At 57.5% G+C, this 16,779-nt stretch carries 14 protein-coding genes; all 14 read left to right on the plus strand.

Annotation, left to right across the window (positions count from 1 at the left end; genetic code table 11):
- Nucleotides 1-83: 83 nt before the first annotated feature.
- Complete coding sequence (locus tag FQ185_RS01625; RefSeq protein ID WP_149416143.1) at nt 84-1,475, plus strand: undecaprenyl-phosphate glucose phosphotransferase; 1,392 nt, start codon at nt 84-86, stop codon at nt 1,473-1,475.
- Nucleotides 1,476-1,523: 48 nt separating this feature from the next.
- On the plus strand, nt 1,524-2,864 hold the full coding sequence (locus FQ185_RS01630; RefSeq protein WP_149415926.1) for a UDP-glucose/GDP-mannose dehydrogenase family protein: 1,341 nt from the start codon (nt 1,524-1,526) through the stop codon (nt 2,862-2,864).
- Nucleotides 2,865-2,877: 13 nt separating this feature from the next.
- A complete protein-coding gene (locus FQ185_RS01635) occupies nt 2,878-3,582 on the plus strand; it encodes a WecB/TagA/CpsF family glycosyltransferase (RefSeq protein WP_149415927.1) in 705 nt (234 codons plus the stop codon).
- Nucleotides 3,583-3,584: 2 nt separating this feature from the next.
- A complete protein-coding gene (locus tag FQ185_RS01640) occupies nt 3,585-4,664 on the plus strand; it encodes a glycosyltransferase (protein ID WP_149415928.1) in 1,080 nt (359 codons plus the stop codon).
- The gene (locus tag FQ185_RS01645; RefSeq protein ID WP_149415929.1) at nt 4,661-5,773 is read left to right on the plus strand and encodes a glycosyltransferase; all 1,113 of its coding nucleotides are present in this window, start codon (nt 4,661-4,663) and stop codon (nt 5,771-5,773) included. The genes FQ185_RS01640 and FQ185_RS01645 overlap by 4 nt, the downstream gene beginning before the upstream one ends.
- Nucleotides 5,770-7,083, plus strand: a complete 1,314-nt coding sequence (locus FQ185_RS01650; protein ID WP_149415930.1) for an O-antigen ligase — start codon at nt 5,770-5,772, stop codon at nt 7,081-7,083. The genes FQ185_RS01645 and FQ185_RS01650 overlap by 4 nt, the downstream gene beginning before the upstream one ends.
- A gap of 15 nt (nt 7,084-7,098) precedes the next feature.
- A complete protein-coding gene (locus FQ185_RS01655; protein ID WP_149415931.1) occupies nt 7,099-8,052 on the plus strand; it encodes a glycosyltransferase family 2 protein in 954 nt (317 codons plus the stop codon).
- A gap of 13 nt (nt 8,053-8,065) precedes the next feature.
- Nucleotides 8,066-9,484, plus strand: coding sequence for an oligosaccharide flippase family protein (locus FQ185_RS01660; RefSeq protein WP_149415932.1), 1,419 nt, complete (start codon nt 8,066-8,068; stop codon nt 9,482-9,484).
- Nucleotides 9,485-9,512: 28 nt separating this feature from the next.
- On the plus strand, nt 9,513-10,568 hold the full coding sequence (gene galE, locus FQ185_RS01665) for a UDP-glucose 4-epimerase GalE (protein WP_149415933.1): 1,056 nt from the start codon (nt 9,513-9,515) through the stop codon (nt 10,566-10,568).
- Nucleotides 10,569-10,605: 37 nt separating this feature from the next.
- Entirely contained in the window at nt 10,606-12,084 is a 1,479-nt protein-coding gene (locus tag FQ185_RS01670; protein ID WP_149415934.1) for a family 16 glycosylhydrolase, read from the plus strand.
- A gap of 407 nt (nt 12,085-12,491) precedes the next feature.
- Nucleotides 12,492-13,538, plus strand: coding sequence for an acyltransferase (locus tag FQ185_RS01680; RefSeq protein ID WP_149415936.1), 1,047 nt, complete (start codon nt 12,492-12,494; stop codon nt 13,536-13,538).
- Between the two features lie 259 nt (nt 13,539-13,797).
- Nucleotides 13,798-13,965, plus strand: coding sequence for a periplasmic nitrate reductase, NapE protein (gene napE, locus FQ185_RS01685; protein ID WP_149415937.1), 168 nt, complete (start codon nt 13,798-13,800; stop codon nt 13,963-13,965).
- Between the two features lie 51 nt (nt 13,966-14,016).
- Nucleotides 14,017-14,277: a chaperone NapD gene (locus FQ185_RS01690; protein WP_149415938.1), complete on the plus strand. Its 261-nt coding sequence runs from the start codon at nt 14,017-14,019 to the stop codon at nt 14,275-14,277.
- Complete coding sequence (gene napA / locus FQ185_RS01695) at nt 14,274-16,778, plus strand: nitrate reductase catalytic subunit NapA (protein WP_149415939.1); 2,505 nt, start codon at nt 14,274-14,276, stop codon at nt 16,776-16,778. Before FQ185_RS01690 ends, napA begins: the two co-directional genes overlap by 4 nt.
- Nucleotide 16,779 lies beyond the last annotated feature (1 nt).

Consider the following 16,779-nt stretch of genomic DNA (forward strand, 5'->3'; position numbering starts at 1 on the left):
CGATCCAGGAAAAAGCCTGCGGGAGCCACGCCGTGTCTGCCCGATCAGCGCTGATGCATTACTTCTGTCTTGAGGTTAAGCCCATGACACCGTTCTATACCGCTCAGATGGCGCACCGCCGAGGCCTGACGTTCTGGGGCCAGTGGTTGTGCGCGCTGACGCTGGCCACCTCGCTGCTGATGCTGCTCGTGTATTGGCGCGTCGGCAGTCTGACCAGCGAATACCGCATTCTGATAATTCTGGCTGTGCTCGGTTCAGTGCCGATTTACAGCGTGATGCAGGTCTACCACAAGCGCCATGGCCTGTTGGTCGGGCTCGGCAGATTGCTGGCCAGTTGGTTGATCCTGCTGGCCGTGCTGGCGGCTATTGCCTTCATCACCCAGACCAGTGCGATTTATTCGCGCCAGGTGATTATGGTCTGGGCGGTGCTGGGCTTCGTGGTCCAGGCCGCGAGTTTTCTGCCCCTGCATTACTTCGCCCGATTGCACGCTCGGAGGGTCTGCAACGAGCGTCGTTCGGTGATCATCGGCACATGCCCGACCGCCCATGAGCTGGCAAAAAAACTCTCCAGACCGAACCGTGCGCTGGTGTTGGGTTTTATTGCCGCAGCGGACAACAGCGGCCCGGCCCCCAGCATTCTGCCGCTGCTCGGCCACGTCGACTCGATCCGCGAAATCATCACCCGCCTGGAAGTGCGCCGTGTCTATATCGTCCTGACCATGGCGCATGCCTCAACCATTGAAGCGTTGTACATCGATCTGCTGGACATGAACGTCGACGTGGTGTGGATCCCGGATTTCGGCAGCATGGTGCTGCTCAACCATTCGATCTCGGAAATCGAGCGAATGCCGGCTATTTACCTCAATGAAAGCCTGATCAGTTCTCATCCCGCCAGCCTGTTTTGCAAGGACCTGTTCGAACGCAGCCTGGCCGCTCTGGCGATAATTCTGCTCAGTCCGTTGCTATTGGTGGTGGCGGCCGCCGTCAAGCTCAGTTCCTCCGGCCCGGTGCTGTTCAAGCAAAATCGTCACGGTTGCAACGGTGAAGTGATCAAGGTCTGGAAGTTTCGTTCGATGCGCGTCCACAACGACCGCGAAGTACGCCAGGCCACGCGAGATGATGATCGCGTCACACCGGTTGGACGCTTCCTGCGCCGAAGCTCCATCGACGAGTTGCCGCAACTGTTCAACGTCTTATTCGGCCAAATGGCCCTGGTCGGCCCGCGCCCGCATGCCGTCACCCACAACATTTACTACACCGGAAAAGTGCGCGCCTACATGGCTCGCCATCGCCTCAAGCCGGGCATTACCGGATTGGCCCAGATCACCGGGCATCGCGGCGAAACCGAGACGGTAGAAAAAATGCAGCAGCGCGTCGCTCAGGACCTCAACTACATCAACCAATGGTCGTTGTGGCTCGACATCAAAATCCTCATCAAGACCCCCTTCACGTTGTTTTCGAAAAACATCTACTGACGCCCTGCCCCATCGTTGATGACTGTCACGACGACCCGAGGTTTGACCATGAATGTGAGCGTATTCGGTATTGGTTACGTGGGCCTTGTCCAAGGCGCCGCACTGGCAGAGGTCGGCCACAACGTGCTCTGCGTCGATGTCGACGCTGCCAAGGTAGAGGCGCTGAAGGAAGGCTCGCTGCCCATCTACGAGCCCGGTCTGAAAAGCCTCGTGCGCGACAATTTCCAAAGCGGACGACTGCAATTCGGCACAGACCTGGCCAGCGCTGTTCACCATGGCGATGTGTTGTTGATCGCCGTTGGTACGCCGCCTGACGAAGACGGTTCGGCAGATCTCAAATATGTGTTGAGCGTGGCGCAAACCATCGCGCTGAGCATGGACCGTCACCACATCATCGTCGACAAATCCACCGTGCCGGTCGGCACCGGTGACCTGGTGCGCGCGCGCATCGAGCAGGTGCTGGCCGACAATGATCGCAGCGATCTCACGTTCGACGTGGTCTCCAATCCAGAATTTCTCAAGGAAGGTTGCGCGGTAGAAGACTGCATGCGCCCGGACCGGATCATCATCGGCACCGACAGCCCGCGCGCCGAAGAGGTTATGCGCGAACTGTACGAACCGTTCAATCGCAACCGCGAAAAAATCATCGTGATGGACGTTCGCAGCGCCGAGCTTACCAAATACGCCGCTAACTGCATGCTGGCGACCAAGATCAGCTTCATGAACGAAATGGCCTGCCTCGCCGAAAAACTCGGCGCCGATATCGAGAAGGTGCGCCATGGCATCGGCTCCGATCCGCGCATCGGTTATCAATTTATCTACCCGGGGCCTGGCTACGGTGGTTCGTGCTTTCCCAAAGACGTGAGGGCACTGATACATGCCGCAACCAACGTCGACATCGACGCCCGTGTGCTTAAGGCCGTCGAGTCGCGCAACTACGAACAGAAAGCCAGCCTGTACAGCAAAATTTTCAATCACTTCGACGGCGCCCTTCGCGGCAAGGTCTTTGCCTTGTGGGGGTTGAGCTTCAAACCTAACACCGACGACATGCGCGAAGCCCCCAGCCGGGTATTGATGGAAGCCTTGTGGCACGCCGGTGCCAGCGTCCAGGCGTTCGACCCGAAAGCCATGGAAGAGGCTCAGCGCATTTATGGCTCGCGCGATGACCTGACTCTGGCGGGCACTAAGGAAGCGGCCCTGAAAAATGCCGACGCACTGATCATCGTCACCGAGTGGCAAGCCTTTCGCGCGCCGGACTTCGACCTGCTCAGTCAACAGCTCAAACAACCGCTGATTTTTGATGGACGCAATCTGTTCGATCCGCAGCGTTTGAGCAAACGCGGCTTCACCTACGTATCCGTGGGGCGACAGACCCCCTCCGTCATCTGAAAGGAGTCGCGCCATGTTCACGTTGGAATTAGTCGGGCATTACTCACCGAAGTTACTGGATGCCAACCAGGCATATTCCTTCATTAACTTTGCGTCCATCGGACGTTTATTTGAGCGGACTCCAGGCGCCGTCGCCTATTTTTGCGACGGCATGCTGATGTCGACGTTCATGTCTCGCGTGACCGGCCGTACGATCGGTCGGGTCAGCTTCGACTTCACGTCCATTGCCGACCTTGTACTCAGCAGCGCCGAGCAACAGGGCAAGCGCGTGTATTTCGTCGGTGCCCGGCAAGTTGAACTGGAGCTGTTCGTCAGCAAGATCAAGACGCTCTATCCGCGGCTGATCATCGCCGGTTATCACAACGGCTACTTCGATGCGTCGCAGGCCAAGGGTATTCGGGCGGACATTTGCCACAGCGAAGCGGACATCCTGATCGTTGGTCTGGGCGCCGGACTGCAAGAGCAGTTCGAGCTGGATGCGCTGCGTGCGGGCTTCGGCGGTGTCGCCTTCACCTGTGGCGGGTTCATTCGACAGGAAGCCATGGCCACGCGGCAATACTACCCAACGCTGATCAATCGCCTGCATATGCGCGCGTTTTATCGAATGTATCGCGAGCCCCATACGATCAAACGCTACCTCATCGACTACCCAACCAATTTTTTGTACCTGTTGGCGATGCTCGCTCGGCGCAAAGTCGCCATCAGCGTGGGTGAATGACCATGCACATCCTGTTTATCCTCAAGGATTTCAAATCGGGCGGCGGCGTCGAGCGTGTTCAGCAACGGTTGTCCGAGCAGTTTCTCAAGGACGGCCGGCGTGTGAGTTTTTTCGTTATGAACGGGGATAGGCCCGACACGGAAGGTGTTCAAAGCCTCAACGGCGGCGGCAACGGCATCGTCGGTCTGCTCAAGTCCATCGTATTGTTGCGCCGGCTCATTCGCCGTGATGGCGTCACCCACCTCATCTCCGCCAAGGAGCAGGCCAACCTCTGCACCTGGTTTGCAACCTTGGGCAGTTCCTGCAAAGTCATCTATAGCCGCCACGCGGCACTTGATTGCACTGAACAGAAAACCGGACCCTCAAGCCTGCGCCTGCTTTACACCTTGTACCTCTGCGGCAGCGGCAAGGTAGTGACGGTCTCCACTGCCCTGCGCCAGACCCTCGTCGATTTAATGCCATGGGGTCAGCAGCGAATCCGTTATTGCCCCAATGCAGTCGTCACCGAACGACTGTTTCAAGCCTCACAGGCACCGCTGCTCGCCGGATTACCCAGCGACTATTGGTTGAGCCTGGGTCGTTTGGTGGAACCCAAAGGTTTTCACCTGTTGCTCGATGCCTACGCCTTGGCTTTGCACAGCGAAGCGCTGCCGGATCTGGTGATCGTCGGCGACGGCCCGTTGCTCGACGCACTGACCTCTCAGGCAAGCCGCCTGGGCGTCGCGCATCGGGTGCATTTCACGGGTTTCCTGAATAACCCCTATCCACTGCTCAGGCACGCACGACTGTTCATTCTGAGTTCCGTGCATGAAGGCATGCCGACCGTGCTGATCGAGGCGCTGGCGCTGGGTACGCCCATATTGGCGAGTGACTGCGAAACCGGGCCCAGAGAACTGCTGGACAACGGCCGACTTGGCCTACTGGTCGCCGTCAACGACGTAGCCGCGTTGGCGAGTGGAATGCTGCAAAGCCTGACTTCACAGGGTTACGTTGCGCCAAGCGACAAAATGGTCACTGATGCCATCCACCCGTACACCAGCCAGTACGCCGCGCAGGCGTACTACCAGGTATGGAATCAATGAAAAAGCTGCTGATTATCCTCCATGACCTGAGCGCAGGCGGGGCTGAAAAAATGATGACGCGCCTCGCCGGTGCACTGGTGGACGCGGGCAATGACGTGACATTGCTGATGCTTACCGGCGGCGGCATTAACGCAGCGCACCTCGACCCGCGAGTAAAAAAGGTTGAACTGCAAAGTCCGCGCAGCTCACGTGCAGTGCCGGCACTCGCGCGATTTCTGCGCGCCAATCGCTTCGACGCGCAACTGGCTGCCCTCACCCACGTTAACGTGGTGGCGATCGCCGCCGCAACGCTATCAGGGACATTGGCACGACTACACGTCAGCGAGCGCAACGCGTTTTCCTACGACAAGTACGTTAACCCCGACTTTATGGTGCGGGTGGCCTACCTGGTGGCGCCGCTGTTGTATCGGCTCATTCCCAATCCGGTGATCTGCGTCTCGCAAGGCGTCGCCCAGGACCTGGTCGACACCACCATAGCGCGACATCAGGATGTGACCACTGCCGACAATCCGGTCCTCGATAACGACTTCCGAGACAAGCAACCGGGTCTGCCGAGCCACCGCTGGTTGCTGGAAAAATCCACCCTGGTGGTAGTCGCCGTGGGTCGTCTTTCACCGCAAAAAGGCTTCGACACTTTGATCACAGCCTTCGCGGCCCTACCGGATTGCAGCGTTCGTTTGATCATCTTCGGCGAAGGCGCACTCAGGGGCAGCTTACTTGAGCAGGCACGCATGCTTGGCGTGGAGGATCGCTTCGACCTGCCGGGTTACACCAGTAACCCCATGGCCGAAGTGGCTGCGGCCGATTGTTTTGTGCTGTCGTCGCGGTTCGAGGGCAGTCCCAACGCATTGGTCGAAGCCTTGTCTACAGGGACGCCAGTGATTTCGACCCGCTGCCCCCATGGCCCGCAAGACATCCTCATGGGTGGCCTCGTCGCGCCGCTGGTGGCCGTCGACGACCCGATCGCACTGGCACAGGCGATTGCCCTGCAACTGTCCAGACCGCGAGATTCACACCATCAGGTCCGAATCGATGCCGCCGCCCGTTTCATTAATGCCAGTGCGGTGAAGACCTACCTCGCCGCGTTGCTCGGGAGCCAATCGCCATGAACACACTGGAGATCAGATATTCCACGCTACGCGACGCCTTCACCTTGTTCGGCGTGCTGTTCTACATCCAGGTGATTACGTTTGTCCTCGGTCTGGGTGGCGCATCCAGCTTCGGCGACATCGATAAAGACCTCGAAGGCAGCATCGCCAACCAGGTCTGCGGCCTCATCACACTGTTGGTGCCATTATTCTTCTTCATCCGCAACAAGGTGTTCCTCAGCAAAACCTTTTACCGCAGCAACTTCTTTCTGCTGGTCTTCATCCTCTGTGTCATCGCATCGATCAACTGGTCCCACGACCCGATGTTGAGTCTCAAGCGGTTTATCGCGATGCTCAGCGTGGTGTTTTTTGCCGGTTTCATTGCCTATAACTACCCTCTTGAAAAAATCACCTTCATGCTCGGCTGTGCCATCGGCGTGGCGGCGTTTATCGGGTTGATACTCGCCATCGTCATGCCTGACGTAGCGTTCTTGTCCGGAGGCATTCGCGACGGCGCATTCAAGGGAATTTTTGCCGAAAAGAACGCCGGCGCCCGGCTCAACGCGATCGCCATCCTGCTGTTGCTACCGATGATTCGTCAGCGCAATCGCTGGGCACTCTTCTGTTCGTTTTTCTCGCTGGTCGCCATCTTGCTCGCCAGGTCGGCAACAGGGGTGGTGCTGATTATTTCCGGCACGTTCAGCTATTGGTACTTCCTCACGTTGATCCGCTTGCGCATCAACCACTCGCAGCTGATGTTCCTGGGCAGCACATTCCTCTATCTGCTGATGTGCCTGTTTCTATACAGCAACGTTGCGGTACTGCTGGAAATGTCCGGTCGTGACCCGTCACTGACCGACCGTACATTGATCTGGGAGCTACTCGCGCCCTTTATCGACGGACAGTTTCTCAAGGGTTACGGCTTCGGCGCCTTTTGGTCCAGCCCTGATGCCGCTGCTTTCATTACCCGCTGGGGCTATATCGGCAACGCTCACAGCGGCTACATGGAGACATTGCTCAACGGCGGCGTCATCCAACTGACTGCGCTGGCGCTTTTGCTTGGCGAAGCGCTGCTCAAACAATACCGCGCCGTGACGGCGAACCAGGCGGCACAGTTTCGCGCCAGCGCCCTGGTGATCATCGGCTTGTTCGCCGTCACCAATTATGTGGCGTACGTGATTCCCAACTACCGCTCCGCCGAGTTTTTGGTGTTCTGCACCCTGGCCCTGTCCTTTCGGCGTCACCCCGCAACATACCCCGAATCGTCACCGGCAATCCTGCGTCAGCGTTCGTCTGGCAAGTCATTACCGCGCAAATCAGCCAAAGCGTAAAAAGGAGAAACACCCGTGTCAGACCAAGCCCCCCCTGCACCGCATACGGTGTGCGTCGTGATCCCGATGTACAACGGCGCCGACAGCATTGAGCAAACACTGGCGTCCCTGGTCGGGCAAACCCGACTGCCCGACCACGTCATCGTCGTCGACGATGGTTCCTCCGATGACGGGCCACAACGGGTCAACGACTTCGCGGCGCCGTTTCGCCTGACGCTGTTGCACCAGGCCAACGAAGGTCAGGCCAGCGCCCGCAACCACGGTCTGCGGCATTCGGAAGAGACGTTCGTGGCGTTTCTCGATGCCGATGACCAATTTCGGCCGCAAAAGCTGGAGCTACAACTGGCCCTGTATGACGAACTCAGTCGTCAGGGCCGGCCGGTGGGCCTGATCGACTGCTACACGCAGGTCAATTACAGCGACGGCAGGCGGCAAATGGACAATCGGCGCAAGAACGGCCGGCATTTCTACGATTTCATCCACGCCAACGTCCTCAATGGCGTATCCACCGCGCTGGTCAAGCGCGACGTGATCATGCAATACGGCGGCTTCGATGCCAGCCTGCGTTACTCCGAAGACCGCTTCATGTGGACCCGGATCGCCGAACACTGGGAGGTCCACACCGTGCCGCAGGTGTTGCTGGAGCGCACGGTCAACGGCGGCAACATGACCGCGCAACCGAAAAAGTATTACCAGAACAAGATCAGGTTCATCGACGTCTATCTCGCCCGCTATGGCGCGCAACTGAGCAAGCAGCAACGGATCGATTTCGTGCTGGCCAACCACACCGATTTTCTCAATGCGTTTTCCCGCAGAGCCGAGTATGCCGAAGTGATCGGCGTGTACCGGCGAATGCTGGACTATTCCTGGCAAGCGCTGATCTTCGCCAACGGCAAACCGACTTTGCGCTACCTCTATGCCTGCGCCCGATCCTTGCGCAAGGCAACGGCGTCAACCACCGCTCATTGAACCGGTATCCGCCATGGCCAATCACCGTCTGGCTACATTGATCTGGATCTTCACCGAGAAATTCGGCCTGATCTTCCTGTCGATGATTACCTTTGTCGCGTATGCCAGGCTGCTGTCGCCCGCAGAGCTGGGTGTGGGCATGGTCATCATTGCCATCGTCGAGTTGATCGGGCTGGTTTATTCATCGGTACTGGAAGACCCGTTGGTACGACTCGAACGGTTGGAGGAAAAACACATCAGCACGGCCTTCTGGGCGGCGGTACTCGTCAGCCTGGTGTCCATTGTCGTCATCTCGTGCGCGGTGATGCTGTACACGCCCGACCCGGTGTTGCAATGGATGACGGCGGTGGCCTCGGTGAAAATTCTGTTCACCATGATGGCGCGGGTCTATGTGGCGCAAATGCGCCGTAGCGGCGACTTCAGGACGCTGGCGTCGCGCACGCTGCTGGGCAAGGTATGTGGTGGCGTCGGCGGCGTCGCTGTCGCGCTTTGGGGACTGGGGGCCTGGGCGGTCATCGCCCAGGCACTGATCATGGAGTTCGTCTCCATCATCGTATTGATGCGCGCCGACCCGCGGCGCATTGCCTTTTATATCGACGGCCCGTTCCTGCGCGAACTGTTGAAGGCCGGCGCACCGGTGGCCGTCAACGCGCTGAGTTCGCAAACGCTGCAGCGTGGGGTCAACGTGGTCTTGGGCATGACGGCCGGCACCAACGCGGTTGGCATGTTCAACATGGCGATGCGCATCATCGATCTGCCGCGTACGGCGATCTATCACGGTCTGATCAGCTATGCGCTGCCGGTGTTTGCCCGGCGCAGCGCCGATCCATCACGGTTGCGCGCGATCATCAGCGATTCGACCGCCGTCAGCGGCTTCCTGCTGACGCCCCTGTTCATTGGCATCGCACTCACGGCGCACGACCTGATCCTGTTGATTTTCGGCGCTAAATGGACCGAGGCCATTCCTCTGCTGCAAGTGCTTGCGTGCACGGCAGCCATCGGCAATACCGCCATGTACGCCACGACCGCACTGGTCGCGGTCAATCGCAGCCACCTGACCATCAAGGCCGAAGTCGCAACTACGGTAATGGCACTGGCGTTGGTCTACAGCTTCGGCAGCCTCTATGGCGGCATGGCCGCCGCCCTAGCCCTGCTCGCGCGGATGGTGATCATCACGCCACTGCAAATGCGCGGGTTGAACAGCGCAATCGCCTATGGCTGGCGGCTGTTCTTCGCCACCAACTATCGCAGCGTGATTGCCTCGCTCGTCATGGCCGCCGTCGTCCTGATGGTGTCGTCCAGATCAGGTTTTCAAGGCTACCTGCACATGATCTGCAACATCGTGGTTGGCGCGCTGAGCTATGCCGTGGCGTACAGCGTCATGCACCCGCGCTGGCCGCAAGAATTCAAATCGGTTTTCACCGCTCGCTGAATTCAGTCCCGAGACAGGAACACTCACCATGCGCAAAACTACGCTAATCACTGGCGGGGCCGGCTACATCGGCTCCCATACCGCCCTGGCGTTAATCAACGCCGGACACAATGTGTTGGTGCTCGACAACTTATGTAACAGCTGTCGAGAGTCGATCGTTCGCCTTGAGCATCTGACCCATACCCGGGTCGATTTCATCAACGGCGATATTCGCGACTCGATCTTGCTCGACGATATTTTCAGTCGCTATGACATCGATGCCGTGGTGCATTTTGCAAGCCTGAAATCCGTTGAGGAAAGCCTGCGAAGACCGTTGGATTACTACGCCAACAACTTCGCCGGTACGCTGAGCCTCTGCGGGGCGATGGCCCGAAACGAGGTGTTCAACCTGGTGTTCAGCTCGTCGGCCACGGTATATGGCGATCCCACGCGAATACCGATTGCCGAAGACCTTGGCACTGGCAAACCCGTCAATCCCTACGGCCGAACCAAGCTGATGATCGAAGAGCTGCTGACCGACCTGTGCCACTCCGATCCACGCTGGAACATCGCCTTGTTACGCTACTTCAACCCGATTGGCGCTCACGAAAGCGGCATGATTGGCGAGGATCCCAGGGGCCGACCTAACAACCTGTTGCCGTGCCTGACGCAGGTCGCGATTGGACGGATGCCCGAACTCATGGTGTACGGCTGCGACTACCCCACCGTCGACGGGACGTGCGTTCGCGACTACATCCATGTGGTCGACCTTGCCAATGGCCATCTGAAAGCGTTGCAGGTATTGCAAAACCTCGGCGGCATCCATTGCTGGAATCTGGGCACCGGCATTGGCTACAGCGTGCTACAGATCATCCACAGTTTCGAAGACGTTACGGGCATTTCCATTCCTTACCGCTTCGCCCCACGCCGCCCCGGAGATATCGCCCAATGTTGGGCCGACCCGAGCAGGGCTGGACGGGATCTGGGCTGGAGCGCACAACGCGATCTGGATCAGATGATGGCGGATTCCTGGCGTTGGCAGTCGTGCAATCCGCAGGGGTATCAGTCCTCTTTCGACGTACCGGCATTGACCGCAGTGAAGTAACGGTTGCAAACAATCGCTCCAACGGAAAGGAAAGCACATGCTCAGAGAATGTCTGCTGGCACTGCTGTTGTCGGTTTCGCTGGTTTGCAGCGCCGCGCCAGCGCCTTCCCGTCCGCCAGCCGCCGGGCTGGTGCTGTGGCTGGACGCGGCCGACGCGTCGACCCTGACTATCGATACGCAGGGCCGCCTCCAGCGCTGGAACGACAAGTCCGGCAAAACCAACCACGCCACGGTGGACGATGCCATTGCGTCCTCGCCTCCGCAGCACCTGGCCAACGCAATGCACGGCAATGCGGTGGTGCGCTTCAATGGCGTTTCGGCGTTTCTGGGCAAAACAATCCGCGCCGGCAAAGGTTCGGTGACCCTTCTGATCGTCTCCCGTCGGTTGCCCGAGCAGAGCCCGGCAGACCCTTGGCAGCGGCTGTTCAGCTCGCGCCCACAAAGCGTCGACAACGACAACGTGCTGCCGAACTTCGCCATCAGCCTGCGACAGGCAGACGCCTACGCACCAACCCTTTCCGTCCTCGAACTTCACGACGTGCCGATTGGCCCCTACGCGGTCGGGCGCAACGTGGTCGGCAATTCCGACAATTTCAAAGGCGATATCGCGGAAGTGCTGGTGTACGACCGCCCGTTTGCCTCCCTTGCGCAACAACAAGAGGCGTATCAATACCTGGCGAACAAGTGGTCGATTGCCGTTCCCCGGGAGGCCGATACCTGGACCCGGGTCGGACCGCTGGGCACTTTGCCGACACTCGACGACGCTGGCTTGCCCCTGTCCGATCAGGCCAATGCCGGCAACTGGATATTCGACAGCAAACTGTCTGATGACTTCAATGGCGACGTTCTCGATTCCGTGCGCTGGCACGTCAACAATGCCCAGGGGAATGAATCCTTGGGTCGCAAACCGGCGCTGTTCAGGCCGGCCAATGCGTTCCTGGCCAACGGCAACCTGAATATCGTCTTTCGCAAGGAAACCTTGCCACAGAAGTACGTACAACTGGGTTTCAAGGACTATTCCTCCGCCATGGTGCGCACGATCGAGCGCGGTTTTTACGGTTACTACGAGGCACGCGCCAAACCCATGAACTCGGCGGGTTCCAGCGCGTTCTGGCTCGCGTGGACAGGCATGGTCGACAATGCCACCGAAATCGACATCTTCGAAATCGGCGGCAAGACCAAAGACGCGGCCCTCGACCGTTCGTACAACATGAATGCCCACCTGTGGGCCACGCCGCAAAGCACCGAGCATATCGCCAATGGCAGCACCTGGATCAGCCCTTGGCGCCTGGCAAGCGCCTTTCATGTCTACGGCTTCGACTGGCAGCCCGACACCCTGCGTTGGTACGTCGATGGTGTGTTGGTCAGGGAATCGAAGAACAACCACTTCTTCTTCCCCATGCAGATCGTCTTTGATAGTGAGGCCATGTGGAAATGGTTCGGCGTGGTCGACGATGCTGACCTGCCCTCCACCTTCGAAGTTGACTACGTGAAGATGTGGCAACGCAGTCAATAGCACAAAATTCCTGCCTCATCAGCGCGCCCGATGATTCCCACGCGCGGCGTCTCAACCGGCTCGCGGGCGGCGGTCAAAAAACAAGAGTGGATGATAACGATGAATTGTCTGATCTGTGTCGGCGTGGCGGAACGCACTCAGTGTCGCGGCCCGTGGGAGGAAAGGGATTGCCCGGATTGTGGGCGTTATCGGGTGTGCGATGAGCCCCGTTTGACCTTGATGGATCAGGACCAGATCTTCGATATAAACACCAGAAACTGGCTCGATAGCCGACGCAATGAAGGCATTACACCTTCAATTGAAGTCCATGAGGCGCTACTGCTGCTATAGCGTTCGCCCTGAGTCAAATTTCAATCGGCAGGGTGGTCAGTTTTCAATTAGCGCCAACACGTTTGGAGCGCATAACCATGATCAAACGCCGGCTGAAAGAATTAGATTTACTGCGCTTCCTTGCTGCTTTCGCAGTAGTGATTTTTCACTATGCTTTTCGCGGGTATGCAAAGGGCGACATGTCTACAATGCCCTACCCGCTACTGGCCGAGCCTGCTAAATACGGTTATTTAGGCGTCGAACTGTTTTTTATGATCAGCGGATTCGTCATTCTGATGACCGCTTCGAGCAATGATCTCAAAGTATTTTTTATATCCCGCGTCGTTCGCCTCTGCCCTGCTTTCTGGGTGTGCTGCACCATCACTTTTATCATCACTCTTGCCATCGGACAGCCAAGGTATACGGCTGATTTTTATCAATACATTATTAACATGACATTCTTTGGCGACTTGCTAGGGGTCCCGCCGATAGACGGCGTTTACTGGTCTCTATTTGTAGAAATAAAATTCTACCTAATGATATCCATTCTGTTGGGGTTCAAGAAAATAGAAAAAATAGAGACATACCTCGTGCTCTGGCTACTGATTGCTGCCACAGCAGAAGTATTCACTTTTGAAAAGATGCGCTCGATATTAGTTACCGATTACGCTGCCTATTTCATAGCGGGTGCAACGTACTACATCATCTGGGCCAAGGGCATCACAACAACACGAGTTCTCCTGTTGGCGGGTGCATTGGCATTGGCCAACTTCACCGCAATTGTATGGGCCGAATTGCTCGAAACCAAATATTCAACCGACTACAATCCGCTGATCGTGTGCAGCATAATCCTCCTGTTCTTCATAACGTTTTTTCTGATCGCAACGAACAAAACGGCAGCCATAGGGGCATTGAACTGGACTACATTAGGAGCGCTTACCTACCCACTTTACCTATTACATCAAATGATCGGTTTCATGATCTTTAACATTGCTTATCCGGCTGTGAACCCGCACATACTGCTATGGGGCACCATCGCATTGATGATAGGTGCGTCTTATATCATTCACAAAAAAATTGAAGTCCCCATTGCCAGATCGATTAAAAAACTCCTTTCATTATCCTTCAGCCGTGTCAGAAGCTGATTAGCCCTGACAGAGCGCCTCGTTCAGGACAGCGCTCAATGGCTTCGCCAACAGTTCATCCGTGCCGCCCACTCGCTCAGATCGGTGCTCAGCACGGAAAAACTCATCGATAACTAAACGAAGTAATGATTCAAAGCGTTATAACTCGATGTAACAGCACTGCATGATAAATCACCGTCGGTCGTTAAAAAGCCGATATCGGGAATCTGACGAAACTTCGTGATCTAGGCTGATGGCAAGTTCGGCAGGAGATTGATCAATGCCACTGGCTGAAGAACGCAAACCCGAGCGTCGCAAGGAAACCCGGCTGTTCCTCTTTCTTGTCATCTGCCTCTTTCCGTTGCTGTCGGTGGCGATCGTCGGCAGCTACGGCTTTATCGTCTGGTTTTTCCAGATGCTGTATGGCCCACCGGGACCACCCAACTAGGACCACCCAACTAATAGTCTCTTTTATATCGAGGCCTATTGGAGCCTGCGCATGGACGAAGCCCTGCATATTGCCAGCCTTGTTGTACTTGCCCGGCCTGAATTGTTTGACGCCGTCAAAGCCAACCTGCGCCTTTTGGACGGTCTGGAACTGCATCATGAAAGTGCTGCCGGAAAACTGGTGGTGGTCCTTGAAGCCGTACACGAAAGTCAGATCCTTCAACGCATCGAACAGATCAACAACTTTCCGGGCGTACTCAACGCCGCGTTGATCTATCACGAACTCCTCGAACCCGAAGGAGATATCGAATGAGCATGACCCGCCGACAATTCGTCAAGGCCCAGGCCGCCGCCATTGCAGCCGCCGCTGCCGGCCTGCCGATTGTGACCGACGCCAGTAATCTGGTGACCGAAGCAGACATGGTCACCCTGGACTGGAACAAGGCGCCCTGCCGTTTTTGCGGCACCGGTTGCAGCGTGATGGTCGCGACCAGGGACAACAAAGTGGTCGCCACCCATGGCGACGTCAAGGCAGAGGTCAATCGTGGGCTGAACTGCGTGAAGGGCTACTTTCTTTCGAAGATCATGTACGGCGTCGATCGCCTGACCCAACCACTGTTGCGCATGAAGAACGGGCAATACGACAAGCAGGGCGAGTTCCAGCCCATCAGCTGGGAGAAAGCCTTCGACATCATGGAAGCGAAATTCAAGGAAGCCTTGAAGAGCAAAGGTCCTGAATCGGTTGGCATGTTCGGCTCCGGGCAATGGACGGTGTGGGAAGGCTATGCCGCCAACAAACTGATGAAGGCCGGTTTTCGCAGCAATAACATCGACCCCAACGCCCGCCATTGCATGGCTTCTGCGGTGATGGGCTTTATGCGCACCTTTGGCATGGATGAGCCGATGGGTTGCTACGACGACATTGAAGCCACCGACGCCTTCGTGCTCTGGGGCTCGAACATGGCGGAGATGCACCCGGTACTCTGGAGCCGGGTCACCGACCGCCGCCTGAGTCAGCCTCACGTAAAAGTGGCCGTGCTGTCGACCTTCGAACATCGCAGTTTCGAACTGGCCGACATCCCCATGGTGTTCAAGCCGCAAACCGACCTGATGATCCTTAACTACATTGCCAACCACATCATTGAAAGCGGCGCGGTGAACCAGGACTTCATCACTAAGCACACCCGATTTGCCTTGGGCGCTGACGACATCGGCTACGGCCTGCGCCCGGACGATCCAAGGGAAATGAAGGCAAAAAATGCCGCCAAGGCCAACACCTGGACGGATATCTCCTTCGAACAATTCGCCGCTTTCGTCAAACCCTACACTCTGGAGAAAACCGCCAAGGAAACCGGCGTGACGGCTGAACGGTTAAAAAGCCTGGCCGAGTTGTATGCCGACCCCAAGCGCAAAGTCGTGTCGTTCTGGACCATGGGTTTCAACCAGCACACCCGTGGCGTTTGGGCCAACAACCTGATCTATAACATCCACCTGCTCACGGGCAAAATCAGCGAGCCGGGCAACAGCCCTTTCTCACTGACGGGCCAACCATCGGCCTGCGGTACCGCCCGCGAAGTCGGGACCTTTTCCCACCGGTTACCTGCCGATCTGGTCGTGACTAATCCTAAACACCGCGCCACCGCCGAAAAAATCTGGAAGCTCCCCGCCGGCACCATTCAGGAGAAGCCTGGGTTTCACGCGGTCGAACAGAGCCGCATGCTCAAGGACGGTGTGCTCAACGTTTACTGGACCCAGGCCAGCAATAACATGCACGCCGGGCCGAACATCATGCAGGAAGTGCTGCCGGGGTGGCGCAAGCCCGACAACTTCGTGATCGTCTCGGATGTCTACCCCACCGTTTCCGCCCAAGCCGCCGACCTGATCCTGCCCAGCGCCATGTGGGTAGAAAAGGAAGGCGCCTTTGGCAATGCCGAACGGCGTACGCAATTCTGGCATCAACTGGTGACAGCGCCGGGGGACGCCAAGTCGGATTTGTGGCAGTTGGTGGAGTTTTCCAAGCGCTTCACCACCGATGAAACCTGGCCCGCCGAGTTACTGGCCAAGTCGCCTGAGCTCAAGGGCAAAACGCTGTACGAGGTGCTGTACAAGAATGGCCAGGTCGATCAGTTCCCGGCCGAGCAAATGGAAGCCGGGTACAAAAACGATGAAGCCAAAGCCTTTGGCTTCTATCTGCAAAAAGGCCTCTTCGAGGAGTACGCGCAGTTCGGTCGCGGCCACGGTCATGACCTTGCCGCCTTCGACCGCTATCACAGCGAACGGGGTCTGCGCTGGCCGGTAGTCGAGGGCAAAGAGACCCGCTGGCGTTACCGCGAAGGCCTCGATCCTTACGTGGAGAAAGGCAGCGAAGTGCAGTTTTACGGTTACCCGGACAAGAAGGCGATCATCTTCGCCCTCCCCTACGAGCCGCCGGCCGAATCCCCGGATGCCGATTTCCCGTTCTGGCTGTGCACCGGACGCGTCCTCGAACACTGGCATACCGGCACCATGACCCAACGCGTCGAGGAACTGTACAAAGCCGTGCCCGACGCGCTGGTCTACATGCACCCCGAAGATGCCAAGGCAATGGATGCGCGGCGTGGCAGTGAAGTGAAGGTGATCAGCCGGCGTGGTGAAATCCGTGCGCGCATCGAAACCCGCGGGCGTAACAAACCACCACAAGGGCTGGTATTCGTGCCGTTTTTCGATGCCAACAAACTGATCAACAAGGTCACGCTTGATGCCACTGACCCGATCTCCAAGCAGACCGACTACAAAAAATGCGCCATACGCATCGAGTTGATCAGCGTGGCCTGAG

Origin of the sequence: Pseudomonas sp. ANT_H12B (genome assembly GCF_008369325.1) — a bacterium.
Lineage (GTDB): Bacteria > Pseudomonadota > Gammaproteobacteria > Pseudomonadales > Pseudomonadaceae > Aquipseudomonas.